21 protein-coding genes and 1 tRNA gene are annotated in these 18,158 nt (G+C 68.3%); 12 read left to right on the forward strand and 10 right to left on the reverse strand.

Annotation, left to right across the window (positions count from 1 at the left end; all coding sequences use genetic code 11):
* The first annotated feature begins 133 nt into the window (after nucleotides 1–133).
* Together AC1C2R_RS18970 and AC1C2R_RS18975 are read left to right on the forward strand one after the other, a co-directional pair.
* Nucleotides 134–215 (forward strand) — tRNA-Leu (locus AC1C2R_RS18970).
* A 31-nt stretch (nucleotides 216–246) separates the two neighbouring features.
* Entirely contained in the window at nucleotides 247–474 is a 228-nt protein-coding gene (locus AC1C2R_RS18975; RefSeq protein WP_495380920.1) for a hypothetical protein, read from the forward strand.
* 2 nt (nucleotides 475–476) lie between these two features.
* On the opposite strand, the gene AC1C2R_RS18980 is transcribed toward AC1C2R_RS18975, so the two are convergent.
* Nucleotides 477–1,343, reverse strand: a complete 867-nt coding sequence (locus tag AC1C2R_RS18980) for an LLM class flavin-dependent oxidoreductase (protein WP_495380921.1) — start codon at nucleotides 1,341–1,343, stop codon at nucleotides 477–479.
* 164 nt (nucleotides 1,344–1,507) lie between these two features.
* Between AC1C2R_RS18980 and AC1C2R_RS18985 the strand changes: the two genes are divergently transcribed.
* Together AC1C2R_RS18985 and AC1C2R_RS18990 are read left to right on the forward strand one after the other, a co-directional pair.
* Nucleotides 1,508–2,161, forward strand: a complete 654-nt coding sequence (locus tag AC1C2R_RS18985) for a biliverdin-producing heme oxygenase (RefSeq protein ID WP_495380922.1) — start codon at nucleotides 1,508–1,510, stop codon at nucleotides 2,159–2,161.
* Nucleotides 2,162–2,291: 130 nt separating this feature from the next.
* The gene (locus AC1C2R_RS18990) at nucleotides 2,292–3,035 is read left to right on the forward strand and encodes a DedA family protein (protein ID WP_495380923.1); all 744 of its coding nucleotides are present in this window, start codon (nucleotides 2,292–2,294) and stop codon (nucleotides 3,033–3,035) included.
* Between the two features lie 54 nt (nucleotides 3,036–3,089).
* On the opposite strand, the gene AC1C2R_RS18995 is transcribed toward AC1C2R_RS18990, so the two are convergent.
* Both AC1C2R_RS18995 and AC1C2R_RS19000 read right to left on the reverse strand, forming a co-directional pair.
* Nucleotides 3,090–4,010 carry a cation diffusion facilitator family transporter gene (locus tag AC1C2R_RS18995; protein WP_495353539.1) on the reverse strand — a complete coding sequence of 307 codons (921 nt, stop codon included), beginning with the start codon at nucleotides 4,008–4,010 and terminating at the stop codon, nucleotides 3,090–3,092.
* Between the two features lie 80 nt (nucleotides 4,011–4,090).
* A complete protein-coding gene (locus AC1C2R_RS19000) occupies nucleotides 4,091–5,026 on the reverse strand; it encodes an NAD-dependent epimerase/dehydratase family protein (RefSeq protein ID WP_495380924.1) in 936 nt (311 codons plus the stop codon).
* Between the two features lie 81 nt (nucleotides 5,027–5,107).
* Here AC1C2R_RS19000 and AC1C2R_RS19005 point away from each other — a divergent pair, with 81 nt between their 5' ends.
* Complete coding sequence (locus tag AC1C2R_RS19005; protein WP_495380925.1) at nucleotides 5,108–6,028, forward strand: RNA polymerase sigma-70 factor; 921 nt, start codon at nucleotides 5,108–5,110, stop codon at nucleotides 6,026–6,028.
* Between the two features lie 8 nt (nucleotides 6,029–6,036).
* On the opposite strand, the gene rdgB is transcribed toward AC1C2R_RS19005, so the two are convergent.
* From rdgB to murI, 3 genes are read right to left on the reverse strand one after another with little or no spacing between them, the layout of a single operon-like run.
* Nucleotides 6,037–6,663: an RdgB/HAM1 family non-canonical purine NTP pyrophosphatase gene (gene rdgB, locus AC1C2R_RS19010; protein WP_495380926.1), complete on the reverse strand. Its 627-nt coding sequence runs from the start codon at nucleotides 6,661–6,663 to the stop codon at nucleotides 6,037–6,039.
* Nucleotides 6,664–6,667: 4 nt separating this feature from the next.
* Complete coding sequence (rph, locus tag AC1C2R_RS19015) at nucleotides 6,668–7,441, reverse strand: ribonuclease PH (protein ID WP_495353535.1); 774 nt, start codon at nucleotides 7,439–7,441, stop codon at nucleotides 6,668–6,670.
* The gene (murI, locus tag AC1C2R_RS19020) at nucleotides 7,438–8,301 is read right to left on the reverse strand and encodes a glutamate racemase (RefSeq protein WP_495380927.1); all 864 of its coding nucleotides are present in this window, start codon (nucleotides 8,299–8,301) and stop codon (nucleotides 7,438–7,440) included. The genes rph and murI overlap by 4 nt, the downstream gene beginning before the upstream one ends.
* Before the next feature lie 55 nt (nucleotides 8,302–8,356).
* Here murI and AC1C2R_RS19025 point away from each other — a divergent pair, with 55 nt between their 5' ends.
* Nucleotides 8,357–9,676 carry a nicotinate phosphoribosyltransferase gene (locus tag AC1C2R_RS19025; protein ID WP_495380928.1) on the forward strand — a complete coding sequence of 440 codons (1,320 nt, stop codon included), beginning with the start codon at nucleotides 8,357–8,359 and terminating at the stop codon, nucleotides 9,674–9,676.
* A gap of 159 nt (nucleotides 9,677–9,835) precedes the next feature.
* On the opposite strand, the gene AC1C2R_RS19030 is transcribed toward AC1C2R_RS19025, so the two are convergent.
* From AC1C2R_RS19030 to AC1C2R_RS19040, 3 genes are read right to left on the reverse strand one after another with little or no spacing between them, the layout of a single operon-like run.
* Nucleotides 9,836–10,123 carry a DUF3039 domain-containing protein gene (locus AC1C2R_RS19030; protein ID WP_495380929.1) on the reverse strand — a complete coding sequence of 96 codons (288 nt, stop codon included), beginning with the start codon at nucleotides 10,121–10,123 and terminating at the stop codon, nucleotides 9,836–9,838.
* A gap of 10 nt (nucleotides 10,124–10,133) precedes the next feature.
* On the reverse strand, nucleotides 10,134–11,708 hold the full coding sequence (locus AC1C2R_RS19035) for a hypothetical protein (protein WP_495380930.1): 1,575 nt from the start codon (nucleotides 11,706–11,708) through the stop codon (nucleotides 10,134–10,136).
* Nucleotides 11,684–12,481, reverse strand: a complete 798-nt coding sequence (locus AC1C2R_RS19040; RefSeq protein WP_495354409.1) for an ABC transporter ATP-binding protein — start codon at nucleotides 12,479–12,481, stop codon at nucleotides 11,684–11,686. Before AC1C2R_RS19040 ends, AC1C2R_RS19035 begins: the two co-directional genes overlap by 25 nt.
* A 265-nt stretch (nucleotides 12,482–12,746) precedes the next feature.
* Between AC1C2R_RS19040 and AC1C2R_RS19045 the strand changes: the two genes are divergently transcribed.
* From AC1C2R_RS19045 to AC1C2R_RS19055, 3 genes are all read left to right on the forward strand, one after another.
* A complete protein-coding gene (locus AC1C2R_RS19045) occupies nucleotides 12,747–12,932 on the forward strand; it encodes a hypothetical protein (RefSeq protein WP_495380931.1) in 186 nt (61 codons plus the stop codon).
* A gap of 30 nt (nucleotides 12,933–12,962) precedes the next feature.
* A complete protein-coding gene (locus tag AC1C2R_RS19050; RefSeq protein ID WP_495380932.1) occupies nucleotides 12,963–13,472 on the forward strand; it encodes a hypothetical protein in 510 nt (169 codons plus the stop codon).
* Nucleotides 13,473–13,810: 338 nt separating this feature from the next.
* Nucleotides 13,811–14,503, forward strand: coding sequence for a phosphocholine cytidylyltransferase family protein (locus tag AC1C2R_RS19055; RefSeq protein WP_495353529.1), 693 nt, complete (start codon nucleotides 13,811–13,813; stop codon nucleotides 14,501–14,503).
* Nucleotides 14,504–14,668: 165 nt separating this feature from the next.
* On the opposite strand, the gene AC1C2R_RS19060 is transcribed toward AC1C2R_RS19055, so the two are convergent.
* On the reverse strand, nucleotides 14,669–15,211 hold the full coding sequence (locus tag AC1C2R_RS19060) for an ECF transporter S component (protein WP_495380933.1): 543 nt from the start codon (nucleotides 15,209–15,211) through the stop codon (nucleotides 14,669–14,671).
* Nucleotides 15,212–15,314: 103 nt separating this feature from the next.
* On the opposite strand from AC1C2R_RS19060, the gene AC1C2R_RS19065 reads away from it, so the two are divergent.
* The 3 genes from AC1C2R_RS19065 (at nucleotide 15,315) to AC1C2R_RS19075 (ending at nucleotide 18,152) form a co-directional block, all read left to right on the forward strand.
* A complete protein-coding gene (locus AC1C2R_RS19065) occupies nucleotides 15,315–16,142 on the forward strand; it encodes an ABC transporter permease (RefSeq protein WP_495354408.1) in 828 nt (275 codons plus the stop codon).
* Nucleotide 16,143: 1 nt separating this feature from the next.
* On the forward strand, nucleotides 16,144–16,908 hold the full coding sequence (locus AC1C2R_RS19070) for an ABC transporter ATP-binding protein (RefSeq protein ID WP_495353527.1): 765 nt from the start codon (nucleotides 16,144–16,146) through the stop codon (nucleotides 16,906–16,908).
* 185 nt (nucleotides 16,909–17,093) lie between these two features.
* Nucleotides 17,094–18,152: a hypothetical protein gene (locus AC1C2R_RS19075; protein ID WP_495380934.1), complete on the forward strand. Its 1,059-nt coding sequence runs from the start codon at nucleotides 17,094–17,096 to the stop codon at nucleotides 18,150–18,152.
* The last annotated feature ends 6 nt before the right edge of the window (nucleotides 18,153–18,158 follow it).

Here is an 18,158-nt window from a genome sequence, read left to right on the forward strand (position 1 = left end):
AGGCGATGCCGTGGTTCCCGGGCACGACATGGGTGGGGCAGATCATGCCGCTCGGCGCAGCCTCGAGAGAAGCACGGCACTGTGGTCGCTCCGAGGGCGGCGCCGGCGAAACGCCTAGACTGATCGGGCACTCGCGGGAGTGGTGAAATCGGTAGACACGCAGGATTTAGGTTCCTGTGCCTTCGGGCGTGTGGGTTCGAGTCCCACCTTCCGCACGAGAGATCATGCGAGCCGACAGTTACACGGATGTCGCAGCTCGCGTTGTCGCGCTACGTTCGTCTCAGGGCCGTTATTCCGACGGCGTCAGACGAGAGGAAGCTGGCCATGACTGATTTCGTCGATCCCCTTGAAGAGCCGCTCGGTCTCGACCGCGATCCCAATCGCCCGCAGTCACAGTCGCCCGAGATCGATGACGACTGGATCGAGTACGACGCCGACGGCAACGAGATAGCGAAGGACGACTCCTCCGACTGAGTTCAGTCTCTCGGCGGCCCGGCGGCGATGCGTTCGCGAGCGTACGCTTCGATGCGCTCGGCGGGCACTGACCAATCGGACTCGAGCCACCAGGTGGCGCCCGCGTCGGCCCACGGCTGCACGAGGGCAGCGTCGGCCGCGGCATCCGTACCGCTCGTCGTGCCCTCTTGGATCACGTCGAACGGCCGATCTGCGAGACCCAGCGCTTCACGCTCGGCATGTATCCACGCGATCGCTTCGGCCGCGATCTCGGGAGCGAAGAGCCGCGTCTGCTCTTCGGGGCTCGCAGGCGACGCCCCAGGCGGCGCGTAGTTCGGAATCCACCCGTCGTACGCCGCGACACGGCGCATCGACTTCATGCGCGGCCAGAGCCCGACGACCCACGTCGGAATGCGGGGCTGCTGCACGATCGCCGGCGGCAGCATCGAATCGGTGCGCGCAGCCCGATAATGCTGCCCCTCGTATTCGAACGGCTCGGCGCGCCACAACTGCTGCATGAGCTCGAGCGACTCGTCGAGCAGCTCGGCGCGATGCTTGCGGCCGGGGTCGTCTTCGAAGGTCCAGAATCGGGGCTCGGCCTCGGAGACGCCGAGCCCGGCTGAGAGGATGACGCGGCCGCCCGAGAGCCGGTCGACGGTCATGGTCTGCCCGGCGAGCTCCCACGGGCGGCGGCGCGGCACCGGCGTGAGCATCGTGCCGAGGCGGATGCGCTCGGTGACCATCGCCGCCGCCGCGAGCGTGGCCCAGGGGTCGGTGGCCCAGATGCCCTCCCACACGAAGAACCCGTGCCATCCGGCTGCTTCGGCGAGCGGCGCGAGCTCGACCGCGAGGTTCGGATCGGTACCGGTGAAGATGAACCCGTGCTTCATGGGGGCGACGCTACCGCCGACCCCTGACAACGGCTCGCTCCAGAAGATCTCGTGGCCGCGAGAGATCGAGTCGCTCCGCGGTCGCTGAAGCTTCCCACCGAGCCGTTCGCCCCGTAGGCTGGTGAGGTAACCCTTACCTAACTCGCCTCACCCGAAGGGTCGTCATGCCGATCGCTCCCCCGACTGCGCCACGCCCCGGCACCGAACCCGTCGACGTCGCTGCACTCGTGCGCGCGGCATCCGCCGACGACCACCGTGCCGCCGAATCACGCGGATACATCGTGCAACTCATGGGCGGCGAACTCTCGCTTGCGGAGTACACGCGCTATCTCGCACAGTTCGGCTGGGTGTACCAAGCGCTCGAGGAGCGCGGCAGTCGCGACGGCGACCCCGCGGTCTTCGACCCCGAGCTCGCCCGCTCGGCCGCGATCGAGGCCGACCTCGCCGCCCTCGGCGCTGCCGACTGGCGCAGCACGCATCCGCCGCTGCCCGCAACGGCCGAGTACGCCGCCCACCTCCGCGCCATCGCCGACGACGATGTTCGCTTCCTCGCCCACCATTACACCCGCTATCTCGGCGATCTCTCGGGTGGCCAGGCCATCGCACGGCTCGTCGCACGACACTACGGCGCGACCCCCGAGCAGCTCGGTTTCTACCGGTTCGAGATCGCCGAAGAAGGGGTCGTCCGCTACAAGCGCGGGTACCGAGAGGCGATGAACGACCTCGCCCTCTCGCCCGAGCAGGTCGACGTGCTGATCGCCGAGGTTCGCGAGTCGTTCCGGTTCAACGGCGCGATCTTCGAGGCGCTCGCCGCCTGAGCGACGTCATCCTCCAGTCGGATGCCGCCCGCATCTGCCCTCGGTAGACTGCAACGACACCACGCCGCCTGCTCAGACGCCACCATCGTCGACGCTGCGCCGTGCCCGACGACGACAGGAGATCCCTCCCGTGATCCACACCGCGCTCATCCCCTGGCTCGATCCAGCGGCGATCATCTCCGGCGCGGGCCCGTGGGCACTCGTCGTGGTCTGCGCGATCGTGTTCGCCGAGACGGGCTTGCTCTTCGGGTTCCTGCTGCCCGGTGACACGCTGCTCGTGATCTCGGGCGTGCTTACGCACACCTCGCTCGTCTTCGGCGTCGACATCTGGTGGGTCTGCCTTGCGATCGGTGTCGCCGCATTCCTGGGCGGCGAGGTTGGCTATCTCATCGGCCATAGATTCGGCCCGAGCGTGTTCGAACGCAAAGAGTCGGGCCTGTTCAGTGTGAAGAACGTCGAACGCACGAACGCGTTCTTCGAGCGCTTCGGCGCGCTCGCGATCATCCTCGCCCGATTCGTGCCGATCGTGCGCACGTTCGCTCCCGTCGCCGCGGGCGTCGGTCACATGAACTACAAGAAGTACTCGCTGTACAACCTCATCGGCGCACTCATCTGGGGTGCCGGGCTCACGTACTTCGGCTTTCTCATCGGCTACATCGAGCCACTCTCCGACTTCGTGCAGGAGTACATCGACGTCATCCTCCTCGGTGCGGTCGTGCTCACCCTCATCCCCACGCTCTGGCACTACTTCTCTTCCGCGAGCAAGGCGCGAAAGGCCGCTGCAGCGGGCGCCGACGTCGTCACCGACCACGACGAGGCCGAGCACCTCGTGCTCGACCCCGAGGTCTTCGAGCGCGGCCCCGAAGAGCGGTAGCCACCAGAGAGCGTTCGCGACGGAACTCGGCGTCGTGCAGCAGCCACGCACTGCTCACGGATGCTGCGGCTGCTCCCGCTCGGCACGACCCGCCGGCTCGAGCTGGAACGTCGAGTGCGCGACGTCGAAGTGATCGCTGAGACATCCGCCGAGCTCATCGAGCATTTCGCCCGCGCGGCCCGAGGCGAACACCTCGGGCTCCACCTCGACGTGCGCACTGAACACGTGCGAGCCCGAGGTGATCGCCCAGACGTGCACGTCGTGCACCGCGACGACGCCCTTCGTGCGCAGGATGTGCGCCCGGATCTCGGCGACGTCGGTGTCGGCGGGGGCGGATTCGAAGAGCACGCGCGCCACGTCGCGCAGCAGTGAGAGGGCCCGCGGCACAATGAGCGCCGCGATGGCCAGCGACGCGATCGGGTCGGCCGCGTCGAATCCCGTGAACACGATCACGAGCGCGGCCGCGATGACCATGACCGAGCCGATCATGTCGCCGAGCACCTCGAGATATGCGCCGCGAAGGTTGATCGAGGCCTTCGAACCGCCGCGGAGCACGAGCATCGCGGCGACGTTCGCGGCGAGGCCGATGACCGCGACGACGAGCATCGGCACACCCTGCACCTCGTGCACCTCGCCCTCAGCGCCGGTCACCAGACGACCGATCGCTCCGATCGCCACCGAGACCGCCACGACGACGAGGATCACGCCATTCACGAGCGCGCCGAACACCTCGGCCCGACGGTATCCGTAGGTCTGCCGATCGGTCGCCGGACGGGCCGCGACCACGGCGGCCACGAGCGCGACGACGAGACCGATGAGGTCACTCGTCATGTGGCCCGCATCGGCGAGGAGTGCGAGCGAGCCGCTGATGAGCGCACCGATCACCTGCACGACGAGGAACGCGCCGATGATCGCGATCGCCACCCAGAGCCGGGTGCGATTCGCGGTGCCCGCGTGGTCGTGATCGTGTGCCATGTCATTCCAGCGTAAGCCGGGAACCGGGGACCGGGCCCAGATAGGAATGAGTCGCGTTCTCAGGCCCGCAGGCGATGCCGTCAGCCGAGTCCGCTGCGGAATCCCTCCCGCCAGCTCGGCCATGCCGGAGTCCACCCGAGCTCTCGCTTCGCCTTCGCGTTCGACGAGCCGCGCACCTTCGTCATCATCGACACGCCGTGTTCGCCGATGAGCGCCCTGGCCACCCACGAGGGCACGTGCATCGGCGGCTTCGCACCGACCGCGCGTGCGAACTCCGGCAGCCACACCGATACAGGCGCAGGTTCGTCGTCGACGATGTTGTAGACGCCCGGTGCGCCCCGTGTGACGGCCGCAGCCGCCGCGGATGCCGCGTCGTCGATGTGGCAGAACGACCAGATCCCCGTGCCGCCGCCCACGACGGGCAGCTTGCGTGCCTTGACCATCTCGACGATCGAGCCGCCACGACCGATGGCGTTCCCCGGGCCGTACAGGGTGCCGTAGCGGAGCGCGAGACCCCCGGCATCCGTCGTGCGCTGCTCGACGTACCGGATCCCGGCGAGCGTCTCGCGCGACGCCTTCGTCGGGTTCGAGTCGAGCGGGTCCTCCTCGGTCTTCACCGGCCCGCCTGTGCGCTCGTTCGGCCAGCCCGCGTAGCTCTGCGCGATGAAGCGCTCGACACCCGCCTCTGCTGCGGCTGCGAGCAGGTGGTCGGTGCCCCGCGTGCGCAGGGCGTTCGTCGCCGCGAAGCCCTGATCGAAGTGCTTCATGTCGCCGACCTGCCCGCTGAGGGCGGTCAGCTGGTGGACGATCACGTCGGGCCGCGCATCGACCACGGCGGTACGCACGGATGCCTCGTCGAGGCCGTCCATCACGACGGCGCGTGCGCCGGCTGCCTCGATCGCCGAGAGCCGGTCGGGCCTCCTCGATGTACCGATGACCTCGTGCCCCTCAGCGACGAGCAGCGGTACCAGTCTCGATCCGATGGCGCCCGTGGCGCCGGCGATGAACACTCGCATGTCGATCTCCTTCTCTCTCACCCCCTCCGACGATCGAGTACCCGCATCTGTGACAGCCGGGATCTGTGCCATCCTCGAACCATGGCGGTCACCCGCGACGCGCAGAACGCACTGCGCCCGCTCATGTTCTCCATCGCCTACCGAATGCTCGGCAGCGTGGTGGAAGCCGAAGACGTCGTGCAAGACGCGTACGTGCGATTGCAGGAACGCCAGGCGGCGGGGAAGACGATCGACAATCCCGACGCCTTCGCTGCGACGGTTGCCACACGTCTCGCGATCGACGCGCTGCGCTCGGCCCGGCGCACCCGTGAGGTCTACGTCGGCCCCTGGATACCCGAGCCGCTGCCGGATGACGATGCCGACCCCGCGCACCGGGTCGAACGCGACGAGACACTCTCGTTCGCGTTCCTCGCGGTGCTCGAGCGGCTCGGACCGGTCGAGCGCGCCGTGTTCCTGCTGCGCGAGGTGTTCGCCTACGACTATCCGGCCGTCGCCCGCATCGTCGAGCGCGATGAGGCTGCGTGCCGCCAGATCTTCCACCGGGCGAAAGCACGCATCGCCGACGGGCGGCCTCGATTCGACGGCGCGAGCGAACGCGACGCCGCACTGACCGACGCGTTCTTCGCCGCACTCGAGGCGGGTGACGTCGACCGACTCGTCGGTGCGCTCGCCGACGACGTCGTGTTCTACGGCGACGGCGGCGGCCGGGCCCCGGCGATCCGCCAACCGCTGCACGGCGCCGTCGCCGTCGCACGGTTCCTGGCCGGACTCGCCCGCCGCGGCGAGAGCCTGGGCATACGGCTCGAACGCACGAACGTCAACGGAGCGCCGGCGTTGTGCATCACGGGGCCCGACGGCGCGATCCTCAGCGTGCTCATGGTGCACGTCGAGGGCGGCTCCGTGCACACGGTCGCCAACCAGCTGAATCCAGAGAAGCTCGGTCACCTCGGGAGGGTTGGCGACCTCACCGCCCTCATGAGTTCGAACGACGCGGAGGCGTAGCGCCGCGCTCAGGCGCCGCGCTCGGCGGCGATGCGTTCGAGTCGGGGCAGCAACGCGCCGAACGCACGCGCCCGATGGCTGTGCGCATTCTTCGCCTCGGGTGCGAGCTCGGCGGCCGAGACGTCGAAGCCCTCGGGCACGAAGATCGGGTCGTAGCCGAACCCGTGCACGCCCGCGGCATCCGTTGCGATGCGACCAGGCCACTCGCCGACCGCCGCGAACTCGAACGCGCTGCCGGCCGCGCCGGCAGCCTCTGGCGCGACGAGCGCGATCGTGCAGTGGAACCGGGCCCCCCGATGCGGGTCGCGGATGTCGCCGAGCTGGGCGAGCAGCAGGTCGAGATTCGCCTGCGCTCCCTTGCCGGGCCCGGCCCAGCGTGCCGAGAAGATGCCGGGTGAGCCGCCCATGACGTCGACGGCGATGCCGGAGTCGTCGGCGAGCGCGATGCGCCCCGTGTGGCGGGCGGCGGCTCGCGCCTTGATGAATGCGTTCTCGGCGAAGGAGGTGCCGTCTTCGACGGGTTCGGGGCCGTCGTACGCGAGCACCGTGAGTCCCGGCATCCGCTCGCCCAAGATCTTCTGGAACTCGTCGACCTTGTGCTGGTTGTGGGTGGCGAGCACGATCTCGAGCGGCACGGCGTCACTCCCCCGCTGCGGCGGACGCCTCGGCGAGCACGAGCTGCTGGATGAGCGTGAGCTCGGTCGTGCCGGCGAGCGCGAGGTCGAGCAGCGAGTCGAGCTCTCGGCGGTCGAATGGCGCGCCCTCGGCGGTGCCCTGCACCTCGACGAAGAGGCCGCGGCCGGTCGCCACGACGTTCATGTCGGTCTCGGCGCGCACGTCTTCGACGTAGGCGAGGTCGAGCATGGGCGTGCCGTCGATGATGCCGACCGAGACCGCCGAGACCGTGTCGATGAGCGGCTTCGCGCGCTGGCCGATGAACTTCTTGTCACGCGCCCACTCGATCGCATCGGCGAGCGCGACGTAGGCGCCGGTGATCGCGGCCGTACGGGTGCCGCCGTCGGCCTGCAGCACGTCGCAGTCGATCTGGATCGTGTTCTCGCCGAGACCTTTCATGTCAACGACGGCGCGCAGGCTGCGGCCGATGAGGCGGCTGATCTCGTGCGTGCGACCACCGATGCGGCCCTTCACGGACTCGCGGTCGTTGCGGCTGTTCGTCGCCCGGGGCAGCATCGCGTACTCGGCCGTCACCCAGCCCTTGCCCTTCCCGTTCATCCAGCGCGGCACGCCGTTCGTGAACGACGCGGTGCACAGCACCTTGGTGCGGCCGAACGAGATCAGCGCGCTGCCCTCGGCGTGCTCGCTCCAGCCGCGCTCGATGGTCACCTCGCGCAACTGGTCGACGGTGCGCCCGTCGGCGCGAATCACTGCGGTGGGCTCGGATGCCTCGGTCATGCGTTCTCCTGTCGAAGCCGGCTGCGGTTGCTGGCAGATCGGTGGTCTGGGATGGTGACGGCACCGGTCTCGACGAGCTCGACGCTCGGGATCTCGGGGCCGATGAGCCTGTGGGCGAGGTCGAGGAAGGCACTCGTCGAGTGCCCCGTCGCCTCGTAACGGTAACTCGGCGGGGTCGCTGCGCGGCGCTCGAGTCCGGTACTGACGAGCACGCGGTAGACGTCGTTCGCCGTCTCGACGTCGCTGGAAACGAGCGAGACCGCTTCGCCCATGACGTAGGAGATCGCGCCTTTGAGGAAGGGATAGTGCGTGCAGCCGAGCACGAGGGTGTCGACACGGGCACGCTTCAGCGGGGCCAGATATTCCTCGGCGACGGCGAGCAGTTCATCGCCGGTCGTCACCCCGGCCTCGACGAACTCGACGAAACGTGGGCATGCCTGCGAGAACAATTCGAGGTGCGGCGCCGCCGCGAACGCGTCGTCGTAGGCGCGAGAGGAGATGGTGCCGGCCGTGCCGATCACTCCGACCCGCCCGGTCTTCGTCGCGGCGACGGCACGACGCACCGCCGGCTGGATCACCTCGACGACGGGCACCTCGTAGCGCTCGCGTGCGTCGCGGAGCATCGCTGCCGATGCCGTGTTGCAGGCGATCACGAGCATCTTCACACCCTGCGCCACGAGGTCGTCGAGCACGGCGAGCGCGTACCCGCGCACGTCGGCGATCTTCTTCGGACCATAGGGCGAGTGCTCGAGATCGCCGATGTAGAGGATCGACTCATTGGGCAACTGGTCTTTCACGGCCCGGGCGACGGTGAGCCCGCCGACCCCGGAGTCGAAGATCCCGATCGGTGCATCCGTCACGACATGCAAGCGTAGCGCTCCCCGCTGGGCGCACCCTCCTCGATAGGCTTGCTCTGTGCCCGGGTCTGCTTCGCTCTTCACCGATCGATACGAGCTGACGATGGTGGATGCCGCGTTACTCGACGGCACCGCCCATCGCGAGAGCCTCTTCGAGGCCTTCGCCAGGCGCCTGCCCGACGGACGCCGATACGGCGTCGTCGCCGGCACGGGGCGCCTGCTGGAACTCATCCAGCGCTTCCGCTTCGAAGAGTCCGAGCTCGAATGGCTGCGCGAGCACGACGTGGTTCGGCCTGCGACGCTCGATTGGCTCGCCGACTACCGGTTCACCGGCGACATCTGGGGGTACCGCGAGGGCGAGGCGTATTTCCCGGGCTCGCCTCTCCTGACCATCAAGGCGAGCTTCGCCGAGGCGGTCATGCTCGAGACGGTCGTGCTCTCGACGCTCAACTACGACTCCTCGGTCGCGAGCGCCGCAGCTCGCATGGTCTCGGTCGCGCTCGGCCGGCCGATCGCCGAGATGGGTTCACGGCGCACGAGCGAGGGCGCGGCAGTCGCCGCGGCCCGTGCCGCCTACATCGCCGGCTTCGATGCGACGTCGAACCTCGAAGCGGGCCGCACCTGGGGCATTCCGACCATGGGCACCGCCGCACACGCGTTCACGCTGTTGCACGACACCGAAGAGCAGGCGTTCCGCGCGCAGGTCGATGCATTCGGCTCGAAGACGACGCTGCTCGTCGACACCTACGACATCGCGCACGGCGTCGAGCTCGCAGTGAAGGTCGCCGGTACCGAACTCGGCGCCGTGCGCATCGACTCGGGCGACCTGCCGACCGTCGTGGCCTCCGTGCGCGAGCAACTCGACACGCTCGGCGCCGTCGACACCCGCATCACCGTCACGAGCGACCTCGACGAGTTCACGATCGCCGGGCTCTCGGGCGCCCCCGTCGACGCGTACGGGGTCGGTACCGCGGTCGTCACCGGTTCGGGCTTTCCCGCCGCCGGCATGGTGTTCAAGATCGTCGCGCGTCGCGACGATGCGGGCGAGTGGGTCGCGGTCGCGAAGGCGTCGACGCAGAAGGCGAGCGTCGGCGGCCGGAAGAACGCCGCACGACGCCTCGACTCCACGCTCACGGCGCGTGAAGAGCTGGTCTTCGTCGGTGACGGCCCCGACGGTGAGGCCGAGTTCGAAGCGGGCAGCCGGTTGCGCCCGCTCATGGTGCAGCTCATGTCGGGCGGCCGGGCCGACCCGGCCTTCCTCGGACAAGCCGGCACGGAAGCCGCGCGAGCACATCGCGCCGAGGTCATGCAGGAACTGCCGATCGAGGCGTTCCGGCTCGGCCGCGGCGAGCCGGTGATTCCGACGACCTACCGCTGAGGCCCGCATCGGTCGAGTAGCGAGCGCATCGAGCCCCGGAACCTCACGTCGGTCGAGTAGCGAGCGCCAGCGAGCGTATCGAGCCCCGGAAACCTCACGTCGGTCGAGTAGCGAGCGCCAGCGAGCGTATCGAGACCCCGAGCCCCACCGCTGAGCCCTTTACGCCGACTTCATCCGCTCGTAGATCTCTTTGCAGCTCGGGCACACGGGGAACTTCTCGGGGTCGCGCCCCGGAGTCCACTTCTTGCCGCAGAGCGCTTTCACGGGCTTGCCCGTCATCGCCGATTCGAGGATCTTCTCTTTCTTCACGTAGTGGGAGAAGCGCTCGTGGTCACCGGGTTCGATGGCCTCGTCTTGAAGGAGCTTCTCGAGCTCATGGTCGAGAACGGAGGTGCCGCCACCCGGCGAATCGGGGTCGGCGATGCTCACGCGCACGGATGACGTCATGCGTTCGATTCTACGCGCGGATCGCAGCAGCGAGGATCTCAGGACCGCGTCGATCGAACACCCGGCCGCCGACGAGCACGCCCAGCACGAGCACGAGGATGCCGAGACCGACGCCCGAGGCGAAGGATGCCGCGTGCCACGACGGATCCACGAGCAGGCCGAGCCCGGCGAACACCACAGCGGGCAACGCGATGAGCAGTGAGCCCAGCATTGTGATCGACTGCACGAGCGTGGTGATGCCGCCCGTGGACTGCGGCTGCTGGAACGGGCTGTCGCCGGGCTTCACGGCCGGGTACGGGAAGCGGGCCGAGGTGATCGATCCGACACCGAGGCCGGCGAGCAGGAGGGCGGTGCTCACGCCGAGGAGTGACGGCAGCAGGCGCCAGTCGTTCAGCACGAACACCGTCACGGCGCTGCCGAGCCCGATCACGAGCACCCCGGTGATGAGCACGGGAACGAGACGACCGGCACGATCGGCGACGCCGCGCACGCCCGACACCACGTGCAACCAGATCGCGGTCGAGTCGTACGCGGTGTCGTTGTGCATGCTCCAGCCGAGCAGCAGGCACATGAGCGGCACCGGGATGAGGCCGAGGTACAGGTACGGGATGCCCGCGAGGCTGAGCGGCACGACCACGAGCAGTGGCGCGATCGGCACGATCACGAGCGAGGCCCAGTAGCGCGCGTCGCGGAACCAGTAGGTGAAGCTGCGTGCGGCGACGGCACCGATCGCGCCCTGCGGCATCCGGTCGAACCAGCCGAGGCCGCGATAGCTCTTGGCGGATGCTTCGCGGCCGGGTGTCGCGAGCATCTTCGCCACGAGCGACTGCCAGGCGAACCAGATCACGACGAGGGTCGCGACCGCGATGAGGAGCTTCAAGAACGCAGTGCCCCAGTCACCGGATGCCGCGTCGCCGGGAATCGCGAAGACCGCGCCGAGCGGGGTCCAGGCGAGTACGCTCGCCAGCGCCTCCAGCACTCGGAGCCCCGTGTTCGCCCAGTCGACGGTGACCAGCACCACGATGAGCGGCGAGACCATGACGACCAGCAGGAGGCCCAGTACGCCGCTCAGTTCGCGGGCGCGTCGGGTGGACAGGAGCAGGGATGCGAGCCCCGTCGACACACGGGCGAGCAGGAGGCACGTCGCGAATGCCAGGGCCGCGGCGATGATCGCCGCGAGCGTCTCCCCGACTCCGCGCGACCACGTGACCACCGTGCCGAGGAGCACGAGCGCGAGCACGAGCGCGGGGATGCCGATGACCGCGGCGACGGCGAGGCCGACGGCGAGGGTTCGATCGGGCAGTCCGAAGAGGGCGAACCGCCGCGGGTCCATGGTGTCGTCGACGCCGAAGATCAGCGGCACGATGATGAAGCCGAGCACGGTGACCGCTCCGGCCACGACGAAGCCGTCGCGAATCAGCTCGACGTCACCGACGAATCGCAGGCCCACGAGCGTCACGAAGAGCAGCGACGCGAGTCCCAGTCCGTAGATCAACCCGATGACGATGCCGACGACCTGCCATGGACTCCGCCGGAAGATGTTCCCGAGCAAGCGCAGTTTCAGTCGGAGAAACTGTGCAACCATTCCATGCCTTCCGCAGCCTTGCGTCCGCCGGCGAGTTCGACGAATCGGTCTTCGAGGGTCTGACCGGCTCGCACTTCGTCGAGCGTTCCCGCCGCGAGCACGCGCCCGGCGACGATGATCGCGGCCGAGTCGCAGACGCGTTCGATGAGGTCCATGCCGTGGCTGGAGAGCACGACCGTGCCGCCGCCGGCGACGTAACGCTCGAGGATCTCGGTGAGGTTCGCCGCCGACACCGGGTCGACCGATTCGAACGGCTCGTCGAGCACGAGCAGTCGCGGCGAGTGGATCATCGCGCACGCGAGGGCGATCTTCTTCGTCATGCCGGCCGAGTAATCGGCGACGAGACGGTCGACGGCGTCGTCGAGGCCGAACGCCGTGATGAGGTCGGCGCTGCGTTCGCGCACCGTGCGGCCGTCGAGGCCGCGGAGGATGCCCGAGTAGTACAGGAGTTGCGAGCCGGTCAGCCGGTCGAAGAGCCGGAGCCGGTCGGGCAGCACGCCGGTGGCGCGTTTGGCCGCTTGCGGGTTCGCCCATGCGTCGATGTCGTGGATGCGCACCGTGCCGCCGTCGGGGCGGAGCAGGCCGGTGACCATCGAGAGGGTCGTGGTCTTGCCGGCGCCGTTCGGGCCGACGATGCCGAAGAACGACCCGGCGCGCACGTCGAGCGTGATGCCGTCGACGGCGGTGTTCTCGCCGAACCGCTTCACGAGCCCCTCGATCGCGAGCACCTTCGGTGCGTTCGGAGCCGGAGCGGGCCGCGCCGGCCGCAGCATGCGCTTCTTGCGTGCAGCGGACTTCTTGGGCGCCGCGATGACGGCGACGGCCTGTTCAGCAGTTCCGGATGCCGCGATCGTCGCCCCCGCAACAACCGCGGATGCCTCCACGACCGCGGGTGCCTCAGGCACGACGGATGCCGCGGGGCTGACGGACGCCTCAGGGACGGCGACGACCGGCGCGGCCGGAGTTTCCGCCGCCGGCGGTGCGACCGGGTCCGGCGCGGTGGCTTGAACCGCCGCGGCGGTTCGAACCGGTGCGCGCTTGGGCACCCGCTCCACGGTCTCCTCGTCGATCTCCGATCGCGGGTCGCCCGACTCGGCCGTAGCCGAAGGCTCCTCGATGACGGGCGCTTCGACGACGGCGGCGGGCGGGTCTTCAGCGGCGGCCTTGCGGGTGCTGCGCTCGGCCGCGGTGGTCTCGGTCGTCAGTGCGGCTGCGACCCGCTGAGCCTGACGCTGCGACGCCGCAGAGGCCGCGGTGCTCCGGCTGCTCGCTGTACCGGCCTGGCTCTTCGCCGCCGAGGCGCGGGGGGTTCGAACCGTCTTGGCAGCGTCTCCGCGCGCAGCGGCGGCCTTCGTCGACGCCGAGCGCGATGCGGCGGTTCGCTTCGACGGCGCCGGACTCGTCACATCATCGCTGTCGGCAACGTTCCCCGAAGCATCCTTCGTCTTCGCCGCGCTCGTCTTCGCCGCAGTGCTCTTCGCCGCAGTCGTCTTCGCTCCGACGCTCTTCGCCGCAGTCGTCTTCGCGGCGGTCGTCTTCGCCCCGGCGCTCTTCGCCGCGGCAGTCTTCGCTGCAGCGCTGCTCTTCGCGGCGGTCGAGGCCGCAGTCGACCGCCGCCGGGGTGCCGGCTCCGCAGTGGTCGCAGCACTGCTGTCGACATCTTCGGCCGCGGCAGATTCAGTTGGCGCCGCAGTCGCTTTCGCAGCCGACGCGCGAGTGCTGCGTGCAGGGCGCGTCGACGCGCCTGCCGATGGAGCCGACTGAGATGCCTGCTTGTCGGAGGCCCCCGTGCCGGTGCCTTCGGCAGTTTCGTCGTCGTGTTCTGAGCGCGAAACGGAAGTCACCCAGATAACCTATCAATGAGCGCTGCCAAATCGAGCCTTGCGACGAGCGGATCCGCATTGGCAATGCTGGGTGTCACCTGAACACAACATCACGATCGCGCTACGACCTTGCCCCCAGTTGGTGGGCCACAGGCACCCCTCGATATCCTGAAGACCGGCATAACGGCGTGTCCATATGTGAACTTCCGGATGAAAATCGGGCGAACTCTCGGCGACGAGAGCGAACGCCCGAGGCATCCGACCACCGAAGGAGATGCAGTGACCACCCAGATCGTGATTCTCGCGGCCGGCATGGGGAGCCGGCTCGGGCGATCCCTCCCCAAGCCCCTCACCGAACTCGGCGACGGCCGCACCATCATGGGCCAGCAGTTCGACAACATCCAGCACGCGTTCGGCGCCAACGCCAACGTCACGATCGTCGTCGGCTACAAGCTCGAGCACATCATCGAGGCATTCCCGCAGGCGTCCTTCGTCTACAACGAGGAGTACGACCAGACGAACACCTCGAAGAGCCTCATGCGCGCCCTCGCTGCCTCGCAGTCGGGCGGCGTGCTCTGGATGAACGGTGACGTCGTGTTCGACCCGCGCATCCTCGACCGCGCGCTGCCGTTCATCGCGCGCGACCAGTCGATGGTCACGGTCAACACCTCGAAGGTCTCCGACGAAGAGGTGAAGTACACGACGAGCGCCGAAGGCTACATCAAAGAGCTCTCGAAGACCGTCAAGGGCGGTCTCGGCGAAGCCGTCGGCATCAACTACATCTCGAGCCGCGACAAGGCGACCTTCCTCGCGCACCTGCAGCGCGTGGGCGACCAAGACTACTTCGAGCGCGGCCTCGAGCTCGCGATCGAGAAGAACGGCCTCCTCGTCGAGCCGATGGACATCTCCGACCTCTACGCGGTCGAGATCGACTTCGCCGAAGACCTCGAGCGGGCCAACCACTTCGTGTGACCTGCACCACAGCACCGGTAGTACAGCAGCACCGGTAACACGGCACTGCGAAGAACACAGCAGCAGAACAGAAGAGCGGATGCCTCGAGGCATCCGCTCTTCTCTGTCTGTGCCTTCTCTGTCTTTTGCCTTCTCCGTCTCTGCGTCTTCGCTGTCTCACCGCCTTCAGGTGGTGAGGGTACGCGCGACCCCAGCGCGAGCCAGCGATGCCGCGATCACACGACCGAGCCAGGTGAAGATGATCGGGCTGAGGGTGAAGAGCAAGAGGTAGAGCACCCAGAACCACGGGGCGTAGTGCTCGGGGCCGAGCACGATGAAGGTGCCCGCGGCGAGCAGCAGGCCGGACGCCCCGGCCGCGACGTAGTACAGCCATGGCGACCAGTTCTTGTACCGGGTGATGAAGAACGGCAACTCGAGCAGCGCGCCGACGAGCAGCCCCGTGCCGAGGAACCGGAGGATCCATTGCGGCGCGAACGCCGCGCCGACCAGGCCTGCGATGAACCCGGTGAGCAGACCCACGCCCGGACGCTTCAGCAGCGCGAGGGCGACGGCGCTCGGCAGGAAGTGCGAGCCGATGGTGATGCCGTAGAGCATCGGTGCAATGGCGGCGACGAGCCCGGCGAGGTAGCCCGCTCCGGCGGCGAAGAGCCCACCCGCGACGCCGATCGCGGCGCAACTGAGGATGACGCGGGTGCTGGTGCGGTGCACGAGACTCCTTCCGACTGGGCTCGGCACTTGCCACCCGTCTGCATTCAAATCTACCTCGCCGATACATGTCCGATGGAGGGTGGCATCTACGATGAGAGGCGTGATGAGCACCGTATCCGCTGCGTACGGCGACGCGCATCCGCTGCAGCGGACGGCGTGGGCCCGGTACCGGCATTCGCTGTGGCTGCTCACGACGCGCGACTTGAAGGTGCGCTACTCGACCTCGGCCCTCGGCTACGTCTGGTCGGTGCTCGATCCGCTCGTGATGGCGGGCATCTACTGGTTCGTCTTCACCCAGGTCTTCCACCGGCCGGTGGGCACCGAGCCGTACATCGTCTTCCTGCTCTCGGCGCTACTGCCGTGGATGTGGTTCAACGGCTCGGTGTCGGACTCGACGCGGGCGTTCCTCAAAGAGGCCAAGCTCATCCGATCGACGAAGATCCCGCGCACCATCTGGGTGAACCGCATCGTGTTGTCGAAGGGCATCGAGTTCCTGCTGGCGCTTCCGGTGCTCGCGCTGTTCGTCATCGTGTTCTTCGTCATCGATCTCGGGCAATCGCTGCACTGGGAGCTCGCCTTGTTCCCGGTCGCGATCCTGCTGCAGGCGATCCTCACCGCCGGCGTCGCGCTCATCGTGGCGCCGCTCGTGGTGTTCTTCCGCGACCTCGAGCGCGCCGTGAAACTCGTGCTGCGGTTTCTGTTCTACGCCTCTCCCATAATCTACGGGGTCACCGACCTGCCCCCCGAGCTGCACTTCTGGGCGGCGTTCAACCCGCTCTCGGGAATCTTCGGGCTCTACCGTGCGGGCTTCTACCCCGACGAGCTCGACTGGTTCAACGTGGCGGTCGCCGCGGTGATGTCGGTGGGATTCCTCGTCATCGGGCTCTGGGTGTTCCGGTCGTCCGAGCGCCAGGTGCTGAAGGAGATCTGACGTGGATGCCACGACCGCCGTCGCCGCGGACACCTACGCGATTCGCACCGAGGGGCTCGGAATCCGTTTCCGCCGCAACCGCCGCGGGCGCCGCTCGTTCAAAGACCTCTTGGCCGGCCGCCGTCGCCGCACCCGACCCGGTGAGTTCTGGGCGCTTCGCGACGTCTCGATCGAGGTGCGCCCCGGCGAGGCGATCGGCGTGGTCGGTCGCAACGGGCAGGGCAAGTCGACACTGTTGAAGCTCGTGGCCGGCGTCATGATCGCCGACGAGGGAACGGTCGAGGTCACGGGCGGCGTCGCCCCGTTGATCGAGATCACGGGCGGCTTCGTCGACGACCTCACGGTGCGCGACAACGTCTACCTCACAGCCGGCCTGCACGGCATGACGAACGCGCAGATCGACGCGAAGTTCGACGAGATCATCGGGTTCGCCGACATCGGTGACTTTCTCGACACCCCGTACAAGCACCTCTCGAGCGGCATGAAGGTGCGCATCGCATTCGCTGTGATCTCGCAGCTCGAAGAGCCGATCATGCTGGTCGACGAGGTGCTGGCGGTGGGCGACAAGGTGTTCCGCGAGAAGTGCTATCGACGCATCGACGAGCTGCTCGCCGGCGGCCGCACATTGTTCTTCGTCTCGCACAACGAACGCGACCTGCGCCGGTTCTGCACGCGTGGGCTCTACCTCGACAAAGGCGCTCTCGTGCTCGACGGCCCGATCGACGACGTGCTCGACCGCTACAACGAGGAGCACGGCGGGTCGTAGCGCATCGAGAGGCCGCGGAGAGCCGCCGAGTCGAGCGACCGCGTGGAATCGAGAGCGACATTCTTCGCGACTGAAAACAGCCGGTCAACCCGCTTAATCCTGTGGAGAGATCGACGATCACGTCGCCTGTGGAGGACGAGTCGGTTGCCTCGAGTTCACCCAGCCTGCTCACGTATCATCGCCACATGTCCGACCGAGTACACAAGATCACCTCGATGAAGACGGATGCCCCCCAAGAGGAGCATTCGGTTCCCGGTGCGCAGAGCGGCGCACCGGAGCCCCGCGCGCACCGCATGGAACGCGGTATCGACCGGGTGCTCGCGATCCAGCGACCGATCGTCGTCGCCCATCTCCGCGGCATCCGTCGCCGTTCACCCGATGCCACGCCCGAGCAGATCGTGCGCATCCTCGAACGCCGGTATCTCGCAGCGGTCACGACCGGCGGCGCGGCCGTCGGCGCGACCGCCGTGATCCCGGGCGTCGGCACCGGCGTGACCCTCGCACTGTCGGGTGTCGAGACGGCCGGGTTCCTCGAGGCCACTGCGCTCTTCGCCCAGTCGGTCGCCGAAGTGCACGGCATCGTCGTCGACAACCCCGATCGCGCCCGCGCGCTCGTGATGACCCTGATGCTCGGCAACGAGGGCATCGATCTCGTGCGCCAGCTCGCCGGGCAAGCCTCGGGCACCGGCGTCGCCCGCAACGCCTATTGGGGCGAACTCATCACGAACAGCCTGCCGAAAGCCGTCATGGGCACCGTCGTCGAGCGTCTTCGCAGCGTGTTCATCAAGCAGTTCGCGGTGCGCGGGGGCGCCGGCATCATCGGCAAGGCGATTCCGTTCGGCATCGGTGCGGCGATCGGCGGCGCCGGCAACCACGTGCTCGGGCGACGAGTGTTGAAGCACTCGCGTCTGGCCTTCGGGCAGCCACCCGTGCTGCTGCCACTTGAACTCGAACCCGGCGACCGCGACTCGATGCTCCGAGCGACCGGTGCACGGATGTCGCGTGCCGGTGCCCTCGTCGGTGGCGCTGCACTCTCGGCGGGCCGCGGCATCCAGTCGGCCGGGCGCGCCGCAGGGCGGGTCGCCCGGGGTGCGATCACCCGGCGATCCGGCGACGACGGCGCCGGGACCGACGCCGACGCCGACGCCGACGACCGCGCCACCACCGGCTGCGCCACGGGCGACCGCGCCGACCCCGCCTCAGACACGTCGGACGCAGCAGAAGAGCACCACGACCCGAGCTGAGGTTCG

It is taken from the genome of Agromyces sp. Y182 (assembly GCF_059445385.1).

What these genes read in the sequence shown, in the direction of transcription:
- AC1C2R_RS19030 (WP_495380929.1), bottom strand. Translation starts at nt 10,123, where the DNA reads ATGACGTCATCCGTGCGCGTGAGCATCGCCGACCCCGATTCGCCGGGT.
- AC1C2R_RS18995 (WP_495353539.1), bottom strand. Translation starts at nt 4,010, where the DNA reads ATGGCACACGATCACGACCACGCGGGCACCGCGAATCGCACCCGGCTC.
- AC1C2R_RS19035 (WP_495380930.1), bottom strand. Translation starts at nt 11,708, where the DNA reads ATGGTTGCACAGTTTCTCCGACTGAAACTGCGCTTGCTCGGGAACATC.
- AC1C2R_RS18980 (WP_495380921.1), bottom strand. Translation starts at nt 1,343, where the DNA reads ATGAAGCACGGGTTCATCTTCACCGGTACCGATCCGAACCTCGCGGTC.
- rph (WP_495353535.1), bottom strand. Translation starts at nt 7,441, where the DNA reads ATGACCGAGGCATCCGAGCCCACCGCAGTGATTCGCGCCGACGGGCGC.
- AC1C2R_RS19040 (WP_495354409.1), bottom strand. Translation starts at nt 12,481, where the DNA reads ATGCTGCGGCCGGCGCGGCCCGCTCCGGCTCCGAACGCACCGAAGGTG.
- AC1C2R_RS18985 (WP_495380922.1), top strand. Translation starts at nt 1,508, where the DNA reads ATGCCGATCGCTCCCCCGACTGCGCCACGCCCCGGCACCGAACCCGTC.
- AC1C2R_RS18975 (WP_495380920.1), top strand. Translation starts at nt 247, where the DNA reads ATGTCGCAGCTCGCGTTGTCGCGCTACGTTCGTCTCAGGGCCGTTATT.
- AC1C2R_RS19000 (WP_495380924.1), bottom strand. Translation starts at nt 5,026, where the DNA reads ATGCGAGTGTTCATCGCCGGCGCCACGGGCGCCATCGGATCGAGACTG.
- AC1C2R_RS19065 (WP_495354408.1), top strand. Translation starts at nt 15,315, where the DNA reads ATGAGCACCGTATCCGCTGCGTACGGCGACGCGCATCCGCTGCAGCGG.
- AC1C2R_RS19075 (WP_495380934.1), top strand. Translation starts at nt 17,094, where the DNA reads ATGTCCGACCGAGTACACAAGATCACCTCGATGAAGACGGATGCCCCC.
- AC1C2R_RS19005 (WP_495380925.1), top strand. Translation starts at nt 5,108, where the DNA reads ATGGCGGTCACCCGCGACGCGCAGAACGCACTGCGCCCGCTCATGTTC.